Here is a 17,492-nt window from a genome sequence, read left to right as displayed (position 1 = left end):
GGGAGAGACCTGATGAAACAGATGATGAAATGGGCTGCGGGTGCAGCAGCAGCGATGAGCCTGTCGGTAGCGGCGCTATCTGACGGGCACGAAAAAGATGCAATCTGGAAAGCCGTTCATGAGAACAGCGCCCGTATGGAAGGTGAAGCCGCGCGCGATACGGCACGTCATCCGGAAGAGCTTCTGCGCTTTCTCGGCGTTACGCCTGACATGACGGTCGCGGAAGTGAACCCTGGCGGTGGCTGGTATAGCCGCATCCTTGGGCCTCTTCTCAAGGACGAAGGCCGCTATGTTGGCCTTGAGCACCACCCGGAAGAATATAAGGAATATGCAAACTATTCCGCCAACCTGAAAGCATACCCGGAGAAGTTCGAGGCCCAGCGCGATGTGTTTGGTCCAAACGCTGTCGCCACATGGATACCGGCGCAGGAAGGCCTGCCCGTGGAGGCTGAAAGCCTTGATGCCATCATCATCGTACGTGCCCTTCATAACTGGTTGCGGCGTGACTTTTTCGACCGGGGTTTTGACCAGGCGTGGTCCATGTTGAAACCGGGCGGTGTTATAGGTGTTGTGCAGCACCGCATTGGTGAAGACTTTGATGGTGACCGTCTGGCAGCGGCGGGCAAAGGCCGCTGGAAACAAAGCGAGCTGGTTGCGGCCATCGAGGCACACGGCTTCAAGCTTGTAGACGCGTCCGAAATGAACGCCAACCCGAAGGATGAAGCGAATTATCCGCAAGGTGTCTGGACACTGCCACCACGCCTCGCGCTTGGTGAAACGGACAAGGAAAAATATGAAGCCATCGGTGAAAGTGACCGCATGACGCTCAAGTTTATGAAAGTGGCTAAATAGCCGGTTAGCTGAAATAGGCGGCGGCGGTATCCATCGCTGCATTCCAGTTGTCTTCTGCCGTATGGCCAGATGCTTTCCTTGGGCTCAGGTCATGATTACCATCCGGTGCCCAGTGCACCTGAAAGGTTGAAGGCAGGGATAAATCATCAACAAGAGCGCGGCCTCCAAAGGGGTCGCGCTCCCCTTGTATGACCAAAGTGGGTGCGATAATGGCGGGCAGATGCTCGGTTCGCAGCTTCTCGGGCTTTCCGGGCGGATGGAACGGGTACCCAAGGCACAAGAGACCATCGCAAATGTCTGGTGTTTCTGCAGCCAGCATACTGGCGATGCGGCCCCCCATGGACTTGCCACCAATAATTAGTTTACCCGTGCCGGGCACCTCAGAGATTGCGATACGGAACGCTTCCAGAAGTTTTGGCGCGCGGTCTGGCGGACGCTTTTTCCCGTCCTGTCGGCGGGTGACCATATAGGGAAACTCAAACCGTGCTACCCTAAAGCCCCGCTTTGCAAGGCCGGTGGCAAAGGCCACCATGAAATCGCTTTCCATGCCCGCGCCCGCGCCATGCGCAAACAAAAAGGTTCCTTTTTCACCCGTGCCGTCGATCAAAAAATCTGTCATCATGATATGGCTCCGTCACTGAAGGTGGCATGGTGGGCGCGAACAGTGGGACAGGAGTTGGGCATTGGCAAACCTTTATTTGTTGCGACATGCGAAGTCTGATTGGGAAGATATGAGCGTCTCGGATCATGATCGCCCCTTAAGCCCGCGCGGTGTAAAAGCCGCCGCAAACATAGGACGTGCCCTTGCCCGCCAAGGTGTGGCACCAGAGATTGTGCTCTGTTCAACAGCGCTAAGGGCGCGTGAGACGCTTGACCTGGTCATGCAGGCTGGTGAGCTGGCCTGGCCGGTCCAGTTTGAGCCTGCGTTATACGGTGCGAGCGTGCAGGCTATCCTAGACATTGTGCGCTCTGATGCGGGCGCATTTCACCGCGCGTTGCTGGTGGGCCATAACCCCGGCTTTCACTATGTTGCACGGCATCTTGTTTACACAGGCGACGCGGAGCTCATGACGGCACTCGATTATAAATACCCGACGGGAACGTTTTCCGATATCGAGCTGCCAGACACCACACTTGCAGACATCACGCCGTCCACAGGCATACTGAAACAGTTTTTGCGGCCCCGGGACCAAACCAACGCTTAGTTGCCTCACAACCCGGATAGTTATAGTGTAACCGTTGTGCGATCCACAGCGCCACAAGTATGAGCCAGATGCACGAACGGGGAAATAGTGCTATCATGATGCTTGCGTGGGGCGAGGAAGTGCGGGGAGCAGTGAAGTGGAGGTCCTTATGTATAAATTAATTCGTCCTGTCCTTATTGCGGCGTGTGCGCTGGGTTTTACGTCAGTGGCAAACGCAGACAAGCCGACTTCTGAAAGTGCAATGAAATTTGAGGTCCTGATGCGGGCCTCAACCAGTCTGGAGCGCGCTCATGGTCTGATCCTGACCGGTGATAGCGCAGGTGCGAGAAAAATCTACCTGCGCACGCTTAACAACGATCTCACCACGATGCAGGCTGCCCGTGTGCACAACGGTCTTTGTGTGACCTATATCATGGACGAGGAATGGGAAAACGCGATGAAGCATTGCGATGCTGCTATTCGCATTGTTCCCAATAACTGGCGCTTCTATAACAACCGGGGCAATATCTACCTTGAGACGGGGGACTTTGACCGCGCCTACGAGCAGTATAAAGAGGGCCTGCGGTTCGCGCCTAAATCAATGATTATTCAGCACAATATAGATCTGGCCGATGGCCGCCGATCCGGTAGCCGTGATGGCAAGCCGCAGGATGCAAGGCCGATCTAGAAGCTGACGCCCTAACAGAGAAAGAGCCGTGCCTTATCAAGCACGGCTCTTCCCACTTATAAGAATGGGTGATATGACGGGCATGAGGATAGATTGGGAGACAAACGCGTGCCTATGGTAACGCGCCTTTGTGTGGCTTTTACATTGGTATTTCTTGCCGCGTGCGACCCCGTTGCGCGCGCTCCTGCTACGCCGAGTGCAATTGTAGGCACCAGAGCGGTGATCCAGCGCCATGGGCAGGAGCTTTTTGCCGAAGTCACCAAAATCGCCGACAAGCTTGTCACCACCGAATATTTCTGGAACGACGAACGTGTGGTTGTGCACAACTATTATCGTGGGCTCTATAACGTCAGCGGTATTGAGTTCGGCTACCAGTATGAAGCAGATTTTGACTATACCACGCTCGAGCAATTGTTCCCCCTCAAGGTAGGCAAAGAGGTTAGCTTCAGCGGCAACACCAAAAATATCAACCGCGGCACGGCGATTGATTTCTGGACCAATATCCATGTGATTGGCGAAAAAACCATCCCGCTCTCGAGCGGAGACCGGAAGGTTTTTGTGGTTGATATTATTACTGAATATAGAAAAGGTAATGAAGCCAAACGCAAGACCAACACGGTCTATTATGACCCCGAGCTTTCAATGGTGCTGAAATCCGTGATCCACGAAGATGGCTACCAGAGTTATTGGCGTGCGGTTTCTGTAGAGTTGCCTGGTAACGCCCGCAAACCGTCATCCACACAGCAGCGCCGCGCAGGCACGGTAATGATCTAAACCCATCGGTGAGCCTCTATAAGCTGTAGATCGCGCCGTCCCTGATCTCAACTGCAACAGCTCTCAGATGATCGCCCTTGCAGGGCCCGCGAAGACATTTCCCATCTTCAATATCAAAAAGTGCCCCGTGGGTGCGGCACAACAGCCGTTTGCCCGTGATATCAAGGAACTTGTCATCAAACATATTGAGCGGTGTGCCCGCGTGCGGGCAGCGGTTTTCATACACTACGGCACTGTCGCCCAGGCGTTGCACCAAAAGCCTGAGCACAAGCGTACCGTCTCTGAACACCAGTTCTTTGCCGCCATGGATGGGCAGTCCGTCAAGGTGGGTCAGCAGTGTGCCAGCAGGTGGGCCTGCAGGCACATCTTCAAGCTCAAGGGGTGAAGGTTTGGGCATAAGGGACCGCTTGGCCTAAAGGCCACCTTTTGCACAGATCAGCTTCCAGCTCTCAGCATCAATCTCAGAAACCGAAAGCCGCGACTGGCGCACAAGCGCCAAGTGATGCAGGCGCTCGTCAGCTTTGATATCCGCAAGGCTTACGGGTTTGGGCATCGGCTTCACGGCTTTCAGGTCCACAAGGCAAAAACGGCCTTTCTCGTCGGATGGGTCGTCATAAGGCCCCACGGCAACAATGCACAGGCCAACAATCTCCCGTGCTTTGCCGGAATGGTAGAAAAACACCTCATCGCCTTTCTTCATGGCGCGCATGTTTTTCTGTGCCTGATGGTTCCTGACCCCAGTCCAGGGTTCCTTGTCCACACCAAGCTGATCCTGCCACGACCAGTCTTCCGGTTCCGATTTCACCAGCCAATATGCCATGCCTGCCTCCGGTCCGTTCTGGTTAAGCCTTCTTGGGCACCCAATCGCCCAGCACGCCAAGCCAGTGCTGAATCTCAACACCCTCAAAAAGCCCGGCGGTTGCGTATGGATCATTGTCCGCGAAAAGGCGCACAGCCCCTTCGGATGCTGCATCAATCACAATCATGCTGCCAATGGGTTTGGGCTCGTCTGCCCCGTCGAGAAGAGGGCCAGCCGCTTTCACCCTGTCGCCTGCGCCGCTCAGATATTTGAGATGCGCTTCCCTGTTGGCCATGCGCACTTCAAGGCTACCCGGTTTGTCTTTCGCCAGAATAACGAACAGCATGGCTGTCTCCTCTTGGTCAGTTGTTTTCACTTGTGAAGGGGCGCGCCATCAAATCGTCCATTACGCGGCGCACATCCTTGCCTTCTTTCAAAATACGGTACACGGCTGTGGTGATCGGCATGTCGAGCTTCTTCTCCGCCGCGATTTTATAGACGATTTCAACCGTATGTGCGCCTTCCGCAACGGAACGACGACCAGCCATGATCTCTTCAAGCGTCTGGCCTTCACCAATCGCTTTCCCGAGCGACATGTTGCGGGACTGGGTGCTCGAACAGGTCAGGATCAGGTCACCAAGGCCGGAAAGGCCCATCAGCGTCTCTTCCCGTGCACCATAGAGCTTGCCAAAGCGCATAATCTCGGCAAGGCCACGGGTGATCACGGCCGCGCGTGCGTTTTCGCCGACCCCAAGCCCGGCTGAAATACCGGTCGCGATCGCCAGCACATTCTTGACCGCGCCACCAATCTGGGCACCAATAATATCCGAGTTATAATACGGGCGGAAGGTCGGGCGGCCGAGCGCTTCAACAAGTCTCATGCCGACAGTTTTATCCTCTGTCGCGAGCGTAAGGGCACACGGCAGGCCGCGTGCCACTTCAATCGCGAAGGTGGGGCCGGAAAGCACAGCAACCGGGTTCCTGGGTGCTTCTTCCGTAACAGCCTCGCTGAGCAGTTTACCTGTGGCGACTTCGATGCCTTTGGAGCAGATCACAAGCGGTACACCGTCTGGCACATGGGCCTTCAACTCGCGCACCATCGCGCGCAGGTGCTGCGCGGGCGACACCAGCAAAATAGCATCCCGGTCAGCCAAATCTTCAAGCGCGCCGGTTGCTTTCAGTTTTGGGTCGAGCGTTACACCCGGCAGGAAAGGTGTATTTTCATGGGTTTTGGTGATGGCGTCGACAACCTCAGCCTCACGCGCCCACAGTACCGTGTCGCGACCGGCGGCGGCTGCCGCAGCGGCGAGCGCCGTACCCCACGCACCTGCACCTAAAACACCAATTTTCTGCACGCTTGCTCTCCTGCCTGAATTCTTGTTCTAGATTGCCCGCAACGGACCGCGCGGGCAAGGGTGCTTATGCTTTTGCGCCCTTTTTTCCTTTGCCCACCATAGGTTTGGCGTCACCATCCAGCGGCCAGCGTGGGCGGACAGAAACGTCCATGTCGTTGATGGTGGGGTCTATCATAAAACGCTCCAACCCAGCCCAGGCGATCATGGCACCATTGTCTGTGCACAAGGCCATGGGCGGCGCGAAAAACTTGAGGTTTTCCCGGTTCGCAAGGGTTTCCAGCTCACTGCGCAGGTAACTGTTTGCCGCCACACCGCCCGCAACAACAAAGGGGAGTTCGCTCGACCCCGCTTCTACGCGGAAAAGGGCGATGGCACGTGTCAGCCGATCAACAAGGCAGGCTGCCAGTGTTTTCTGGAAAGCGGCGCAGATATCAGCACGGTCTTTGTGGGTCAGCACACCCTCATTCGCCACGCAGTCTTCTGCCAACCGGCGCACCGCTGTCTTGAGGCCAGAGAAAGAAAAATCACAGCCGGGTTTCCCAACCATGGGCTTGGGCAGGGTGAAGCGCTTGGCGTCGCCCTCCCGCGCGGCAGCTTCAACGGCGGGGCCACCGGGGTAGCCAAGGCCCAAAAGCTTGGCGGTTTTGTCGAACGCTTCGCCTGCGGCGTCATCAATGGTGGTGCCAAGCCGGGTATAGTCGCCCACCCCGGTGACAGACAGGATCTGGCAATGCCCGCCGGATACCAGCAGTAACAGATAGGGGAACGGCACGTCGTCTGCGAGCCGCACGGTCAGCGCGTGCCCTTCAAGGTGGTTGACCGAAACAAACGGTTTGCCGGTGGCTTGTGCAATCGCCTTCGCTGTCATCACACCCACCATCAAACCGCCCACAAGGCCGGGCCCTGTGGTGGCAGCAATGGCGTCCAGATCATCAAAACCGATACCGGCGTCCTCCATCAGGGTCGCCAGCAGGTGGTCAAGGTGTGAGATATGCTGCCGGGCCGCAATTTCGGGCACCACACCACCAAACTCTGCATGGTCGTCAATTTGTGAGAGCACGCGGTGCGCCAACACAGTTTTATCGGCCGTAACAATGGCCGCGGCGGTCTCGTCACAGCTTGTCTCAATCCCCAGCACAACCGGGCGGGCCAGCGCCTTGGCATTATGACTTGGGGTTTGGGTCATGCGAATTCCTGTGTTTGGGGCTTGGGCGACACGCTCTTACGCTCTATAAGCCATATCTTGAAGAGCATCAAAGAGAAGCGGCACCCATATGCCGCGTCCGATACCACTGAGAGAGGGTTTCGTGCAACAAAGCATTAAAATTGGTACAAGGGGCAGCCCGCTCGCGCTTGCGCAGGCAAACGACGTGAAAGAGCGGCTGCTGGCGGCACATGGTGATCTCAAGGGTAGCGATATCGAGATTGTGGTGATCAAAACCACCGGTGACCGTATTCTTGACCGGCATTTGATGAACGCGGGCGGCAAGGGCCTTTTCACCAAGGAAATTGAAGACCAGCTACTGGACGGCAGCATTGACTGCGCGGTGCACTCATCAAAAGACATGCCGACCAAATTGCCGGATGGGCTTGAGCTCAACGCCTTCCTGCCGCGTGAGGATGCGCGTGATGTGTTTATCAGCGCCCACCATGGCTCATTTGCCGAGTTGCCACAGGGCGCGAACCTCGGCACTGCGTCGCTCAGGCGGCGGGCGATGGCGCTCCGCCTCAGGCCTGACCTCAAGGTGGTGACTTTCCGCGGCAATGTGCAAACCCGGCTGAGGAAACTGCGGGACGGTGAGGCAGCCGCCACTTTCCTGGCGCTCGCGGGTCTCAACCGGCTTGATATGAGCGACGCGGCCACGGAAGTTTTACCGCTTGATGATTTCCTGCCGGCGCCTGCGCAAGGGGCTGTGACGGTTGAAATCAGAAGCACGGATGAAGTGATGGCCTCGCGCCTCGCCCCGTTCCATTGCAGCAAAACGGCGCTGGCGGTAACGGCGGAACGGTCCTTCCTTGCCGCGCTTGACGGTTCTTGCCGTACCCCCATCGCGGCCTACGCGGAACTGAAGGATGGCGTGCTTTCCATGCGGGCCATGCTGCTTTCGCTTGATGGTCGCACCTTGTTTGAGAAATCAGGCACATGCGAGCCAGAGCTTGATGCAGCCCGCGCTCTCGGGCAGGATATGGGGACCGCGATCCGGGGGGATGCGGGCGAAGCGTTTTTTAAAGACCTCGCGAGTGCAATTGAAGCGGAGATCGAATGAGCACCGTACTTGTCACAAGACCGATTGACGAAGCCGGGCCAACGGCAGAAAAGCTCGAGGCGAAGGGCCATACGGTGATCATCGCGCCGATGATCCAGATCGATCCGGTCTCGTTTGAGATCCCGTCAGAAGACCGCAGTTTGATTGTCACCAGCAAAAATGGTGCGCGGCTAGGCCTCGCCAATATTGGCAACAAGAGCCGCCCGATTTTTGCCGTGGGCGAACAAACCGCCGCTGAGGCCCGCGCACTTGGCTTTACCAACATCACCGTCGGGCCCGGCACTGCGCGGCAAATGGTGCCGATCCTGCTGGAGTGCGGCGTTAGCGAAAAGCGCAAATACACCCATCTGGGCGGCACCAATATCTCTTATAACATCGCGGACGTGCTTCGCGGCGAGGGTATCGACGCTGATTACACCGTGACCTATCAGGCCCGCCCGGTGCGCAGCTTCTCCGCCGGGGTGCAGGAAGCCATGGAAGAAGGCGAAATTGATACCGCGCTCTTTTATTCACCGCGCACCGCCACCATCTTTGAAGAAGCGACGGCGGAATATGGCCGCTCGGACTGGTTGAACAAGATGGACGCGACCTGCCTTTCAACGCGGGTAGCGGAAAATCTGATCGGCCCGTGGCGTTCCGTGCGTTATGCCATTATTCCGACCGAAAAGGCGCTGTTTTCCCTGCTTGATTAAAGCTGGGTACTGTCATCAGGATCAAGGGAGCTATCTGTGGTCACAGAGCCCAAAGACACATCATCCGATCAGGAAACCGACAGAACACAGGGAACTGGTGCGCCGGAAACCGGCACACCGGAGCCTGAGTTTATTGATGCGGAAGTGATTGCCGAGCATGAACCCACGAGCGCTGCGCCAACACAAAAAAAGGCGGGCATGTCCTTTGGCGCAAAGGCTGGCTGGCTAACGGCCCTTGGCCTTGGTGCTTTTATATCGGGTGTTTATGTTGCGCCAACCTTTGACCCGGGCCTCACCTACCTTGGCCTCAAGACGGAACCACCGGTGCCGCCGGGCACACAGGTGACAGACACGTCGGCGCTACAGGAAGGCCTTGAAACCCTAACGGAAGGCCTCAAGCGCCATCAGGAGATGCTGGCCCAGCATGAAGCGGCGCTGAAGGTGGCGGATGATGCGCGTGCGCAGCTCCGGTCAGATATCGCGCAAGTGGCGGCCAGCGGCGCTGAAACAGGTTTAAGCGCTAGTACAGCCGCCATGACACCGGAAGAAATCGCCTCCCTTCAGGCCGATATCGCTCGGTTGCAGGGGGATATCACTCGGCTCTCCGACATCAGCACCACAGATGACCCGAGGGTTGCGGAACTGAGCGGTGCGCTTTCGCTCGCGCGGGCTGAAAGCTCGCATCTCAAAACCCGGTTGCAGGCGCTTGAGGGCGCGATGAAAGCGGTAGAAGCTGGCGCGCTGGAGGCTAACCCCCGCGGGCGGCTGGTGTTATCGCTTGGGCGGCTCAAAGACAGGGCCATCGCGGGCCAACCGTTCGGCAGTGGGCTTGAGGCGCTTAGAAGCGATTTTGCCACCCTCCCGGCGCTGGACCAGCAACGCATTGGCGCGGACTTGGTAACGCTGGAGCGCGCGGGTGCGGGCATTGCGCCCTATACCCAACTGATGAGCGACTTTGACGCCATGGCCTCAGCCGCCCTCAAGGCGACCGAGAAGGCAGACGGTAATTTCCTGACCAAACTTTTCACCGTGCGCCGCACGGATGCTGGCGCCACCGGGCTGGATGCTGCGCTCCTCAAAGCTGAACGCGCGCTGGCGGCCCGCAATATAGCGGGTGCCGTGGAGATTCTGGAAGGCCTTGAGGGCCCGGCACTAAGCGCGAGCGAGCCCTGGCGCCATGCTGCCAAAACCCACGCCGAGACGCTTACGGCGTTTGATAACCTTATCGCAGGTGTGGCGGATGTGGGGCCAATGCGGGACGCGGGTGTGGCGACGCCAGAAGCAGAAGGAAATGGCGCGTGACAAGGCTTTTGCTGCTGTTTGTAGGCATTTTGGCTGTGGCGGCCGCAGCGGCGTGGCTTGCTGACCACCCCGGCAATGTCACGATCGACTTTCAGGGCATGCGCTTTTACACCAGTTTTGCCGCCCTCACCGGCCTTGCCGCCACGCTGATGGCGTTCGCGGCGCTCACTATATGGTTATATGGCTGGCTCAAGCGCGATATGCCGTTTTTTGGCAGCAATTCGGTGATCAAACGTCAGGGCCGCGGGCTTAAAATGCTCAACCAGTCGCTGGTCGCGCTCTCGGCGGGGGATCATAAGCTCGCCGCCAAGCTGGTGGAACAGGCGGAAGTACTGCTGCCGCCCCAGCCCATGGTGCATCTCATTGCCGCTGAAGCGGCCTCCCGCGCGGGGGATTACGCACGCGCCGCCAAACGCTATCAGGCGCTTGAAGCCTCAGACGACGGTCGTTTCCTTGGCCTGCGCGGCCTTGTGGGCGAAGCCCAGCGGCTGGGCCGGGAAAGCGAAGCCCTGCACCTTGCCCGCACCGCGTTTCAGGAAAACCGCAAAAGCCCGTGGGTTTTGAAAACCCTGTTCTCGCTTGAGGTTGCTGCGGGCAACTGGGCGGAGGCAACCACGGCGCTTGATAAAGTGGCCAAAGAAAAACTGATGAACGATAGCCGCGTTAAGAAACACCGCGGTGCGCTTGCGTTCGCGGAAGCCACGGAAGCCAACCTGAAGGGCGATGCCGCGACTGCTAAAAAAGGCTTCAAGCGGGTGCTCTCCCTCCGGCCGGATTTTGCGCCCGCCACCGCCGCGCTCGTGAAGCTTGAGATGGCATCGGGCAACAAGAAGCGCGCCACCAAGCTGATTGAGGATGCCTGGGCCACCCACCCGCACCCAACCCTTGCCCGTGTGTTCAAGGAGCTGGACGCGGCTGAAAGCGCGACAGACTGGCTCAAACGCGTGAGCACGCTCACCGCCCGCAAGCCGGATGATAGCCAGTCCATGCTGCTGCTGACCGACGCGCTGATGGACGCCCGCCAATATGACGCCGCCAAACCGGTGCTGGAGAAGCTCATCAAGATCGCGCCCACCCGCGCCGCGTGGCAATACCGCCTGGCCCTTGCCCATGCTTTGGGTGAAAACCCTGACCCGATCGAGAGCGCGCTCAACCACGCCGAAGAGGGCGAAGGCTGGCTTTGTGAGCCTTGCGGGCACACACCGCACGCATGGTCGCCGCTTTGCCCCAACTGCGGGGGGTTTGACACGGTTGACTGGCACGCCCGCACCGGCCACGCGGGCCCGCGCAAAAGCTATACGGCGGAGCAGACAATCTCGCTTCTCGCCAGCAGCGGGAGCGATACTGAGCCCATGGGCCGGGACACCCACGCACGGGATTAGTTGGACAGTCATGAAGCGCTGAATTCAGCCCTTTCGGTGCGGCTTTGGGGCAGCTTCCTGGCGGCTTTTGCGGGCGCGGCTCACGCCAAAAAACGCTTGCCCACACCCCGGCCATCCGGTATACAGCCCGCCTGTAGCGGCCCCGCGCCGCCGCGTTCCCGTTCAGGACGCCGCTTTAGCTCAGTTGGTAGAGCACATCATTCGTAATGATGGGGCCACAGGTTCGAGTCCTGTAAGCGGCACCACTCCAAAGTGCTAGTTTTCTGCGGTTTTTCGAACATTTCTTGTGCTTCCTTGTGAGAACTATTTTTTTGGTTTCGCATACTGGGTTGAGAAACTGGCTATTTCACCTAGGCAGTTTGCTTCTTCTTGGAGGTGTGCCGGACTAAATTTCTGGTAATGACGGCGTACGGTGTTGGGGTGTGTCTCTGTGAGCGCGGAGATTTTCTCAGGTGAGAAACCCTTCTGCGCAAGCCACGAAATTGCGGTGTGTTTTAGCGTGTGGGCTGTAACGTCGTGCAATCCGGCTTTAATGGCCGCTCGTTTGAAGCTCTTTTTGATATCAAGCAATTTCTTACCGTTGTACTCAATTACATGATCGCTTTCGGCATATTGCTTTGCATCGGCGAGAAGCCGAGCGGTTTCTTGCGTGATAGGGGATCGAGGGCGACGCTTGTTGGTGATTGGTTTATCTGGGTTGTTGAAATCCAACCGTCTGTTCGTTAGGTCAACTCGATCCCAGGTCAGGTCGAGAATAGCGCCTTTGCGTGCTCCAGTAACCAAAGCCAAATGAATGAAAAGCTTCAGGTGCGCAGACTCGGCTGTGTTCCAGAGGCATTCGGCTTCCTCAGGTGTTAAATGTCTGTCTTTTGGTGAATTTTGTGGGGGAAGCTCGATATAGGGAACTTCTGCTATTTGCTTGTATTTTTGTGCAAGTGAGAGCGTGGTTTTCAGTTCCACCAAATTGGAGCGGAGCATTGAAGGCACATGTTGGAACCGCTGCCTAAAACCATTTAGTACAGGTGGCAATAGCTGCTCGGGTCTTAGCGCTCCAAGATACTGTTTCAGTGTATTGTGCATATAGACTGTGTTTGGCACCCGACCCGGCTTGTTTACCTTCAAATCATCCATACGGATGTCCAGCAAGTCGGAGATACATGGATTCAGAGGCATTTTTTTCCGCAGGTTATGGGTCTCTAACAGGCTCTCAGCTTCTGCTCTATTCGTAGTGCCTGTCGACATAAGGAAGCCGCGTCCACTTTTTGTGCGGACGGTTCCATCTTTAATGTACCAGTTTTCTTTACCGGGCAGGCGGACGAGTCTTGCGCCTTCTCTTGGGCGTGCCATGTGTTTTTCTCCAGATATTCAATGAATGCCCATAGGGGAATTCGGATGCTGTGGCCTTCTGGCCGAATAGCGGTGATCTTGCGGCGCCGCACTAACCCCCGAATGGTTTCGGGGTGGACGCAAAGGAACTCAGCAGCTAGCCGAACAGTTAGAAACTGGGGCAAGCGCGCTAAGGCTTGTCTAAAATCATCTGGAGGATTATGTTGAAGGTGGTCCATCCTCATTCTCCTTTTTAGCGAGGGATGTTTGATTTGGATTCGAGCTCGGAGGGGACGGCAAATCATCCTCCGGGCTCTTTTTGTTTGGTTTAGAGGCGAGTATCTGACTGGCCTCTTTAGAGCCGTATAGGGGCTCGCCAGATTTGGTCAGGTTTTCGATAAGTTCTTTCAAAGCTTCATCTCGATCAGAAGCGTCAAGTTCATTTGATTCCTGATTGGGAAATAGCATTGAGAGTACACCGCTTAAGCCATCAATCATGGTAGCGGCGCGGTTTTGAACCTTGTCGGTATTCATTATGGTGTTTGCGGTGTCCCGATCTTCAGCACACAAGGCGAGGAGTAAACGGGCGTCGAGTTCGTATAAGGCTGCAATCGCGGCGAGGCGCGGCATTGAAGGGTATTGGCCGCCTGGTTCGCCTGCCTTCTCATACTTCGCGATGGTGTTAGCACTAATGCCTGTTAGACGAGAGAACTCAACACGAGACCAGCCTCGGGCCAACCTTGCCCGTTTTAGCATTTCGCCCATTGTACTTGGCGCCTCGTTCAACAGTATCTCCTTACTCTCGTTGGGGATATTGTTGGTGCTTTTTATACCAAAGTCAATACTAAATATACCAATTATTGGTACATAAGGGTTGCTTTTGCTCTAGCCTTTAAAGTTGTGTATGCGAATTTTGCGGTCAAGTTCGACAACTTTTGATGAAGAGATAATAGATCGAGATTCCAGCCAACTTACGAACTCACGGTTTTCATCCGTATTCGGAATTTTCGGCATTCCCCCTCCTGGCTTCATCTTAAAGAAAGGGTGGGGCAGTTTATCAATTGTGCTCCGAACTTGAGCCACGGACAACGTATTCTGATACCTATTGAAAAGAGAAATCTGGGTGGCAATAGGCTTGGAGTGAATGATAACAGCTTGAGCCGCGTCTTCTTTCAACCCACCCACTTTGGCACCTGTGCCATGTATAATGTTCCCAATAATTGACGCACGTGATCCTAAGCTGGGCAACAAGCTTAAATCCATTTCGTCGATGATTTTCAACTTCTGCTCATTGCTGATATCGGCTTTCAACAGTTCCTCACGGAAATCATCGTCTAATTCAAACTGATCAGTTTTTTCTAAATATGCCTCGAAATTTTTTGCTACGAAGAGAACCGGAAGTCCCTCGTGGCCTGACAAATAGGATAAATTATCTGGATTGAATGTGACCTTTTTCTCTTCAACAACGATACGGATTTTTGCCTTTTCGACGCCGCTCGGAAAACCGCTAAATGTTGTTGGGATTTGTTGTATATAGGCCCGATATTGGTCAGGCGAAAATTCATCATTTCCGAACAAGAATTGCCATAATGGTAGTGCGGAATCTACCCGATCAATACGGGCTTTAGACAAAACGGATAAGTTGCCCTCGTGTTGCAAGAAGTCTGTGAGGATTTCCTTATCAAACTCCTTGCTCTGCCTATAAGCCATGCAATTTTCCCAGGTCGGGTCGATCTTGCAGTATCCAAAGATTGGGCAGTGTAGGTGTTCTGGTACTTGATCAAGAGATGGAAGTTTTGCGGTTTGCTTCTCTATGAATCTAGTCAGAAGTTCGAGATCGATTTCATCATAATTGATCAGTTTTGTGAACGCGTCTATTTCCTCGTCAATGTTACTTTCGATTTTGAGAAGGACGTTTCTGGCGTACTCGTTGATATTGCCCTCAATCTTATTTATCAGAGCCACTTCACCGGAGTTTAATACGGTCGAATAGTTTTTGGTTTTAAGGTCTTGTAGGCGTTCCGAGGCTAGCACTTCTTCGAAGATGAACTCCAGATTGTCCGGCGTTATTTCGTAAAGGCCCTCATCATAGAGGACACGGGCTACAGCCGGATATATTTGAATGCTGTTCAGGTCTTCTGCTTCGAAGTGAAGTAATGCCAACCGTGTGGGCTCAAATTCAATTCCTTGGCTTAAAATTTCAGCAAGACCTGTTGAAATGAATTCAGCAACTTCTGGGTTTTGTTGATCCAGCTTCTCAAGCTGATCTTCAGGCAGATGCGCAAACAATCTGGCGATATGTTTCGCGTTATTTGGAGATGAAAGCAGGGCTGAGCAATAGCCGGACCAACTATCTAAGAGGGTCGCCATCATTTCGGTATTGAATTTGCCACTTTCATAGTAGGTGGCGAAAAATTCCTCACATTCGGTAAAACTCGAAGACACGAATTTAATGAATTTTTCGATCTGAGATTGATACTCAGTTTGGTCGCCAAACATACAGTCTATGAGCGCTTTATTCAGAACAAAAGCTTGTCCGAAGTCTTCGGGTCGCATGTCTTCAATGACTTCCTTCGGGTTGTCGATCTTATAGTCTGGTTCAGGATTGCTATAGCCGCGTATTTTGCGAATGTATTTGATATCGTTCAGAGAGAGGCGCCCAGAGTGGGGCAGAGATGTGTAGAGATAATAGGTATCGTCGAGATAGCCTTCAAGAATCAGGTATCGCATCAGCTCCTTATGCTCACCAAATTGATCGAACAACCCTGCCATGTTCTCCACGTTGGCTTGTAGTAACTCGTGAAACTTTGTAGTGCGCAGTTCTGAAATTTTCTTCCTCAACTGGCGAATTTTTTGATTTGCAGCCTCTATTTCTTTCTGAGATTTGAGGGGCATTAGCGCCTTGCGATCTTGGAAGGTTTCGTTGGAGTTGACCTTCTCCTGAATGTCGCGAAGGTTCCTGGTGGTACCGTAATTGTTGAAGGTACTACACGGCACATTCGTCATTTCAAAAATTTCTTCAAACATCTCATGGTCTGGTAATGCAACCGTAGAGATTTGCTTTCCATTCCACGTGACTGAACCGATCCCCCTAGGGTCACTTTTAATCAAAGCCATAGTGTATATTTCGCGAAGTTCTTGAAGGTTGCGCGAAACTTGTTTTTTTGAATCGTTTATTTTCTGTTCTAGATCAATTATTTGATCCTTATAGCGCTTTTCTGTGTCGGTGATATATTTGTCTCGGCCTTTGAGAATCTCTGCGAACTTTCCTTTCTGGCGGTGCAGATTTTCAAAATCACTTGGAAGTACATTCTTGTATATTAAGACAGCGAGTAGCTTGTCTGCCTTTAGGTCGTTCCCCTGCTTTGCATCCAGGTTGCCAATATAGACAGCATACTCGGTGAAGATGTTTATTATCAGCCGCATGTCGATCAAATAACGAGATACATCGCGCAAAAAAAGCGGCTTCGGTTGTTCCCTAAGCGATAGCCGCTTAACTTGTTCAATGACTTTGTCTTGGGAATTTGAGCTGTTAATAATTGGTATTACAGGAATGATATATTCAAAGAACTTGGTTCTATCTGTATTTACGAACATGTTATCGCGCAGTGCATAGAGGAACCGAATTGTTCGGTCCTTGCCTATGTTTTTATTAATGAGGCAATTAATCTCACGCAGGGTTACAAAAATATCGGGATTATCAAACCGGTCCAAATCTTCGATAATGACTAGATCATATTCGGTTGATTGAAAGAAATAGATGATTTCATCCAAGTGGCGATTGAGGATAGATTCTTCTTTGGCGGCTTCGGGCGCAATCTCCAGATTCTTTAATGAAACACTCTTCAGTGATAAACCAAGGCTTTTGACGTAGGCGTAGCGCAGCACCTGCCAGATAAATAGAACTCCAAAAACGAAACCAGTGACTTTGGACCACCCAGCAAGACCTTCAGGTTGCCAGAAGGCGTCTGTCAAAACGTCGGCCCTGGTTTCAAAGGAATACCAACAGCTCAGTAGGCCGACGGTTAAGAGTAGAGAAGTAAACCATGGCTTCCACTTGGGAGACTGAATGCGTTTAAACCTAGATAGTGGTAGGCGATTAGCGTCGGCACCATAAAACATCTGTTGAAGTATGCTTCGCTCAATCTCTTTTGTGCTTAAACTGGCTCCAGGGGGCTGGTTCTCTGTACCCGAAGGCTGGTCACTTTCAGGGGGAGCCGCTTTATTCCGTCCTTCACTCTCCGGCAGGAACGCTGCCAGGGATATATTTAGGTATTTGTCCTGTGGATACTCTTTGAGGAAGGTTCTGATAATACTGCTTTTCCCCGAGCCATATGGTCCCGTCAGTGCAATATTAAAGATATTTTCGTCGTTGGTGGCGTCCCCCAGTGCTTTCCTGTACACACCGTGTTCATCGGCTTGATCAGTTGGCGCTAGGTTGGTGTGTTGGGCTAGTTTGTGTGTTGAGTTTTCAGTATCAGGGCACAGCAGACTTTTAATCCAAGAAATCATCATAGATTTGTCTCCCCCACAGAGCCTAAGTTTCAGATTGTGAATCTTTTTCCATGTAATTCTTAATGCTATAGGTTGTTTTGTCTACAGCAATGGTCGTGTTATAGTGACCCTAAGAAAAAAATGCCCGCTATCCTAATTTTTTAGTCTCTTCCCGGTGGTTTTCGGAACAAATATTCGAGGGGAGAAGCTTGGTTGGACGTTTGTTGCTGGGGACGCTTGAAGACGAGCAAGGGATGGGGGAATTTCTGTGAAACGTAATAAGGCCGCCAACTTGATCTTGGGTTTAGGTGTTTTCAGTGGGCTTGCTTCGCCATTTCTTTTTGGGTTTCCTCTGGGTTGGGTCTTGTTTCCAGTTT

General features: G+C 53.8%; 17 protein-coding genes, 1 tRNA gene and 1 pseudogene. 9 read left to right on the top strand and 10 right to left on the bottom strand.

All coding sequences use genetic code 11. From position 1 onward, the window contains the following. Positions 1-12: 12 nt before the first annotated feature. A complete protein-coding gene (locus tag ACOOGA_RS08850; RefSeq protein ID WP_417462725.1) occupies positions 13-852 on the top strand; it encodes a class I SAM-dependent methyltransferase in 840 nt (279 codons plus the stop codon). Between the two features lie 4 nt (positions 853-856). Here the strand turns inward: ACOOGA_RS08850 and ACOOGA_RS08845 are convergent, their stop codons facing one another. Further along, a complete protein-coding gene (locus ACOOGA_RS08845; protein WP_417462804.1) occupies positions 857-1,471 on the bottom strand; it encodes an alpha/beta fold hydrolase in 615 nt (204 codons plus the stop codon). A gap of 64 nt (positions 1,472-1,535) precedes the next feature. Here ACOOGA_RS08845 and ACOOGA_RS08840 point away from each other — a divergent pair, with 64 nt between their 5' ends. The 3 genes from ACOOGA_RS08840 (at position 1,536) to ACOOGA_RS08830 (ending at position 3,498) form a co-directional block, all read left to right on the top strand. After that, positions 1,536-2,057, top strand: a complete 522-nt coding sequence (locus ACOOGA_RS08840; protein WP_417462726.1) for a SixA phosphatase family protein — start codon at positions 1,536-1,538, stop codon at positions 2,055-2,057. Positions 2,058-2,205: 148 nt separating this feature from the next. After that, the gene (locus tag ACOOGA_RS08835; RefSeq protein WP_417462727.1) at positions 2,206-2,724 is read left to right on the top strand and encodes a tetratricopeptide repeat protein; all 519 of its coding nucleotides are present in this window, start codon (positions 2,206-2,208) and stop codon (positions 2,722-2,724) included. Between the two features lie 108 nt (positions 2,725-2,832). Continuing rightward, positions 2,833-3,498 (top strand): hypothetical protein, encoded by a 666-nt coding sequence (locus tag ACOOGA_RS08830; RefSeq protein WP_417462728.1) that lies wholly within the window; start codon positions 2,833-2,835, stop codon positions 3,496-3,498. A 16-nt stretch (positions 3,499-3,514) separates the two neighbouring features. On the opposite strand, the gene ACOOGA_RS08825 is transcribed toward ACOOGA_RS08830, so the two are convergent. The 5 genes from ACOOGA_RS08825 to tsaD form a co-directional block, all read right to left on the bottom strand. Next, positions 3,515-3,895, bottom strand: coding sequence for a Rieske (2Fe-2S) protein (locus ACOOGA_RS08825; protein ID WP_417462729.1), 381 nt, complete (start codon positions 3,893-3,895; stop codon positions 3,515-3,517). Positions 3,896-3,910: 15 nt separating this feature from the next. Beyond that, positions 3,911-4,318: an EVE domain-containing protein gene (locus ACOOGA_RS08820; RefSeq protein ID WP_417462730.1), complete on the bottom strand. Its 408-nt coding sequence runs from the start codon at positions 4,316-4,318 to the stop codon at positions 3,911-3,913. A gap of 22 nt (positions 4,319-4,340) precedes the next feature. Further along, the gene (locus tag ACOOGA_RS08815) at positions 4,341-4,643 is read right to left on the bottom strand and encodes a YciI family protein (RefSeq protein WP_417462731.1); all 303 of its coding nucleotides are present in this window, start codon (positions 4,641-4,643) and stop codon (positions 4,341-4,343) included. A gap of 16 nt (positions 4,644-4,659) precedes the next feature. Next, positions 4,660-5,652, bottom strand: coding sequence for an NAD(P)H-dependent glycerol-3-phosphate dehydrogenase (locus tag ACOOGA_RS08810; protein WP_417462732.1), 993 nt, complete (start codon positions 5,650-5,652; stop codon positions 4,660-4,662). Positions 5,653-5,716: 64 nt separating this feature from the next. Then, positions 5,717-6,838, bottom strand: a complete 1,122-nt coding sequence (gene tsaD, locus ACOOGA_RS08805; protein ID WP_417462733.1) for a tRNA (adenosine(37)-N6)-threonylcarbamoyltransferase complex transferase subunit TsaD — start codon at positions 6,836-6,838, stop codon at positions 5,717-5,719. Between the two features lie 121 nt (positions 6,839-6,959). On the opposite strand from tsaD, the gene hemC reads away from it, so the two are divergent. The 5 genes from hemC to ACOOGA_RS08780 all read left to right on the top strand — a co-directional run bounded on the left by hemC (position 6,960) and on the right by ACOOGA_RS08780 (position 11,540). After that, on the top strand, positions 6,960-7,919 hold the full coding sequence (gene hemC / locus ACOOGA_RS08800) for a hydroxymethylbilane synthase (protein ID WP_417462734.1): 960 nt from the start codon (positions 6,960-6,962) through the stop codon (positions 7,917-7,919). Continuing rightward, positions 7,916-8,611, top strand: a complete 696-nt coding sequence (locus tag ACOOGA_RS08795) for a uroporphyrinogen-III synthase (protein WP_417462735.1) — start codon at positions 7,916-7,918, stop codon at positions 8,609-8,611. The genes hemC and ACOOGA_RS08795 overlap by 4 nt, the downstream gene beginning before the upstream one ends. Before the next feature lie 36 nt (positions 8,612-8,647). Beyond that, positions 8,648-9,913 (top strand): hypothetical protein, encoded by a 1,266-nt coding sequence (locus ACOOGA_RS08790; protein ID WP_417462736.1) that lies wholly within the window; start codon positions 8,648-8,650, stop codon positions 9,911-9,913. Next, on the top strand, positions 9,910-11,295 hold the full coding sequence (locus tag ACOOGA_RS08785) for a heme biosynthesis protein HemY (protein WP_417462737.1): 1,386 nt from the start codon (positions 9,910-9,912) through the stop codon (positions 11,293-11,295). The genes ACOOGA_RS08790 and ACOOGA_RS08785 overlap by 4 nt, the downstream gene beginning before the upstream one ends. A 169-nt stretch (positions 11,296-11,464) precedes the next feature. Next, positions 11,465-11,540: transfer RNA gene (locus tag ACOOGA_RS08780), tRNA-Thr, on the top strand. Between the two features lie 58 nt (positions 11,541-11,598). Here ACOOGA_RS08780 and ACOOGA_RS08775 read toward each other — a convergent pair. The 4 genes and pseudogenes from ACOOGA_RS08775 to ACOOGA_RS08760 all read right to left on the bottom strand — a co-directional run bounded on the left by ACOOGA_RS08775 (position 11,599) and on the right by ACOOGA_RS08760 (position 17,136). After that, positions 11,599-12,642 (bottom strand): site-specific integrase, encoded by a 1,044-nt coding sequence (locus ACOOGA_RS08775; RefSeq protein WP_420430545.1) that lies wholly within the window; start codon positions 12,640-12,642, stop codon positions 11,599-11,601. 62 nt (positions 12,643-12,704) lie between these two features. Further along, positions 12,705-12,860 (bottom strand): annotated as a pseudogene (locus ACOOGA_RS08770) (hypothetical protein); the annotation flags it as partial. Further along, entirely contained in the window at positions 12,841-13,407 is a 567-nt protein-coding gene (locus ACOOGA_RS08765; RefSeq protein ID WP_420430543.1) for a helix-turn-helix domain-containing protein, read from the bottom strand. The pseudogene ACOOGA_RS08770 and the gene ACOOGA_RS08765, both read right to left, overlap by 20 nt. Before the next feature lie 99 nt (positions 13,408-13,506). Further along, complete coding sequence (locus tag ACOOGA_RS08760; protein WP_420430541.1) at positions 13,507-17,136, bottom strand: ATP-binding protein; 3,630 nt, start codon at positions 17,134-17,136, stop codon at positions 13,507-13,509. Positions 17,137-17,492 lie beyond the last annotated feature (356 nt).

Origin of the sequence: Kordiimonas sp., from assembly GCF_965216265.1 — a bacterium.
In the GTDB taxonomy this organism is placed as follows: Bacteria; Pseudomonadota; Alphaproteobacteria; order Sphingomonadales; family Kordiimonadaceae; genus Kordiimonas.
Note: the sequence above shows the minus strand (reverse complement) of the source record. Positions and strands in the feature narration are given on the sequence as shown.

What these genes read in the sequence shown, in the direction of transcription:
- ACOOGA_RS08850 (WP_417462725.1), top strand. Translation starts at nt 13, where the DNA reads ATGAAACAGATGATGAAATGGGCTGCGGGTGCAGCAGCAGCGATGAGC.
- ACOOGA_RS08845 (WP_417462804.1), bottom strand. Translation starts at nt 1,471, where the DNA reads ATGACAGATTTTTTGATCGACGGCACGGGTGAAAAAGGAACCTTTTTG.
- ACOOGA_RS08835 (WP_417462727.1), top strand. Translation starts at nt 2,206, where the DNA reads ATGTATAAATTAATTCGTCCTGTCCTTATTGCGGCGTGTGCGCTGGGT.
- ACOOGA_RS08825 (WP_417462729.1), bottom strand. Translation starts at nt 3,895, where the DNA reads ATGCCCAAACCTTCACCCCTTGAGCTTGAAGATGTGCCTGCAGGCCCA.
- ACOOGA_RS08820 (WP_417462730.1), bottom strand. Translation starts at nt 4,318, where the DNA reads ATGGCATATTGGCTGGTGAAATCGGAACCGGAAGACTGGTCGTGGCAG.
- ACOOGA_RS08815 (WP_417462731.1), bottom strand. Translation starts at nt 4,643, where the DNA reads ATGCTGTTCGTTATTCTGGCGAAAGACAAACCGGGTAGCCTTGAAGTG.
- tsaD (WP_417462733.1), bottom strand. Translation starts at nt 6,838, where the DNA reads ATGACCCAAACCCCAAGTCATAATGCCAAGGCGCTGGCCCGCCCGGTT.
- ACOOGA_RS08795 (WP_417462735.1), top strand. Translation starts at nt 7,916, where the DNA reads ATGAGCACCGTACTTGTCACAAGACCGATTGACGAAGCCGGGCCAACG.
- ACOOGA_RS08775 (WP_420430545.1), bottom strand. Translation starts at nt 12,642, where the DNA reads ATGGCACGCCCAAGAGAAGGCGCAAGACTCGTCCGCCTGCCCGGTAAA.
- ACOOGA_RS08760 (WP_420430541.1), bottom strand. Translation starts at nt 17,136, where the DNA reads ATGATGATTTCTTGGATTAAAAGTCTGCTGTGCCCTGATACTGAAAAC.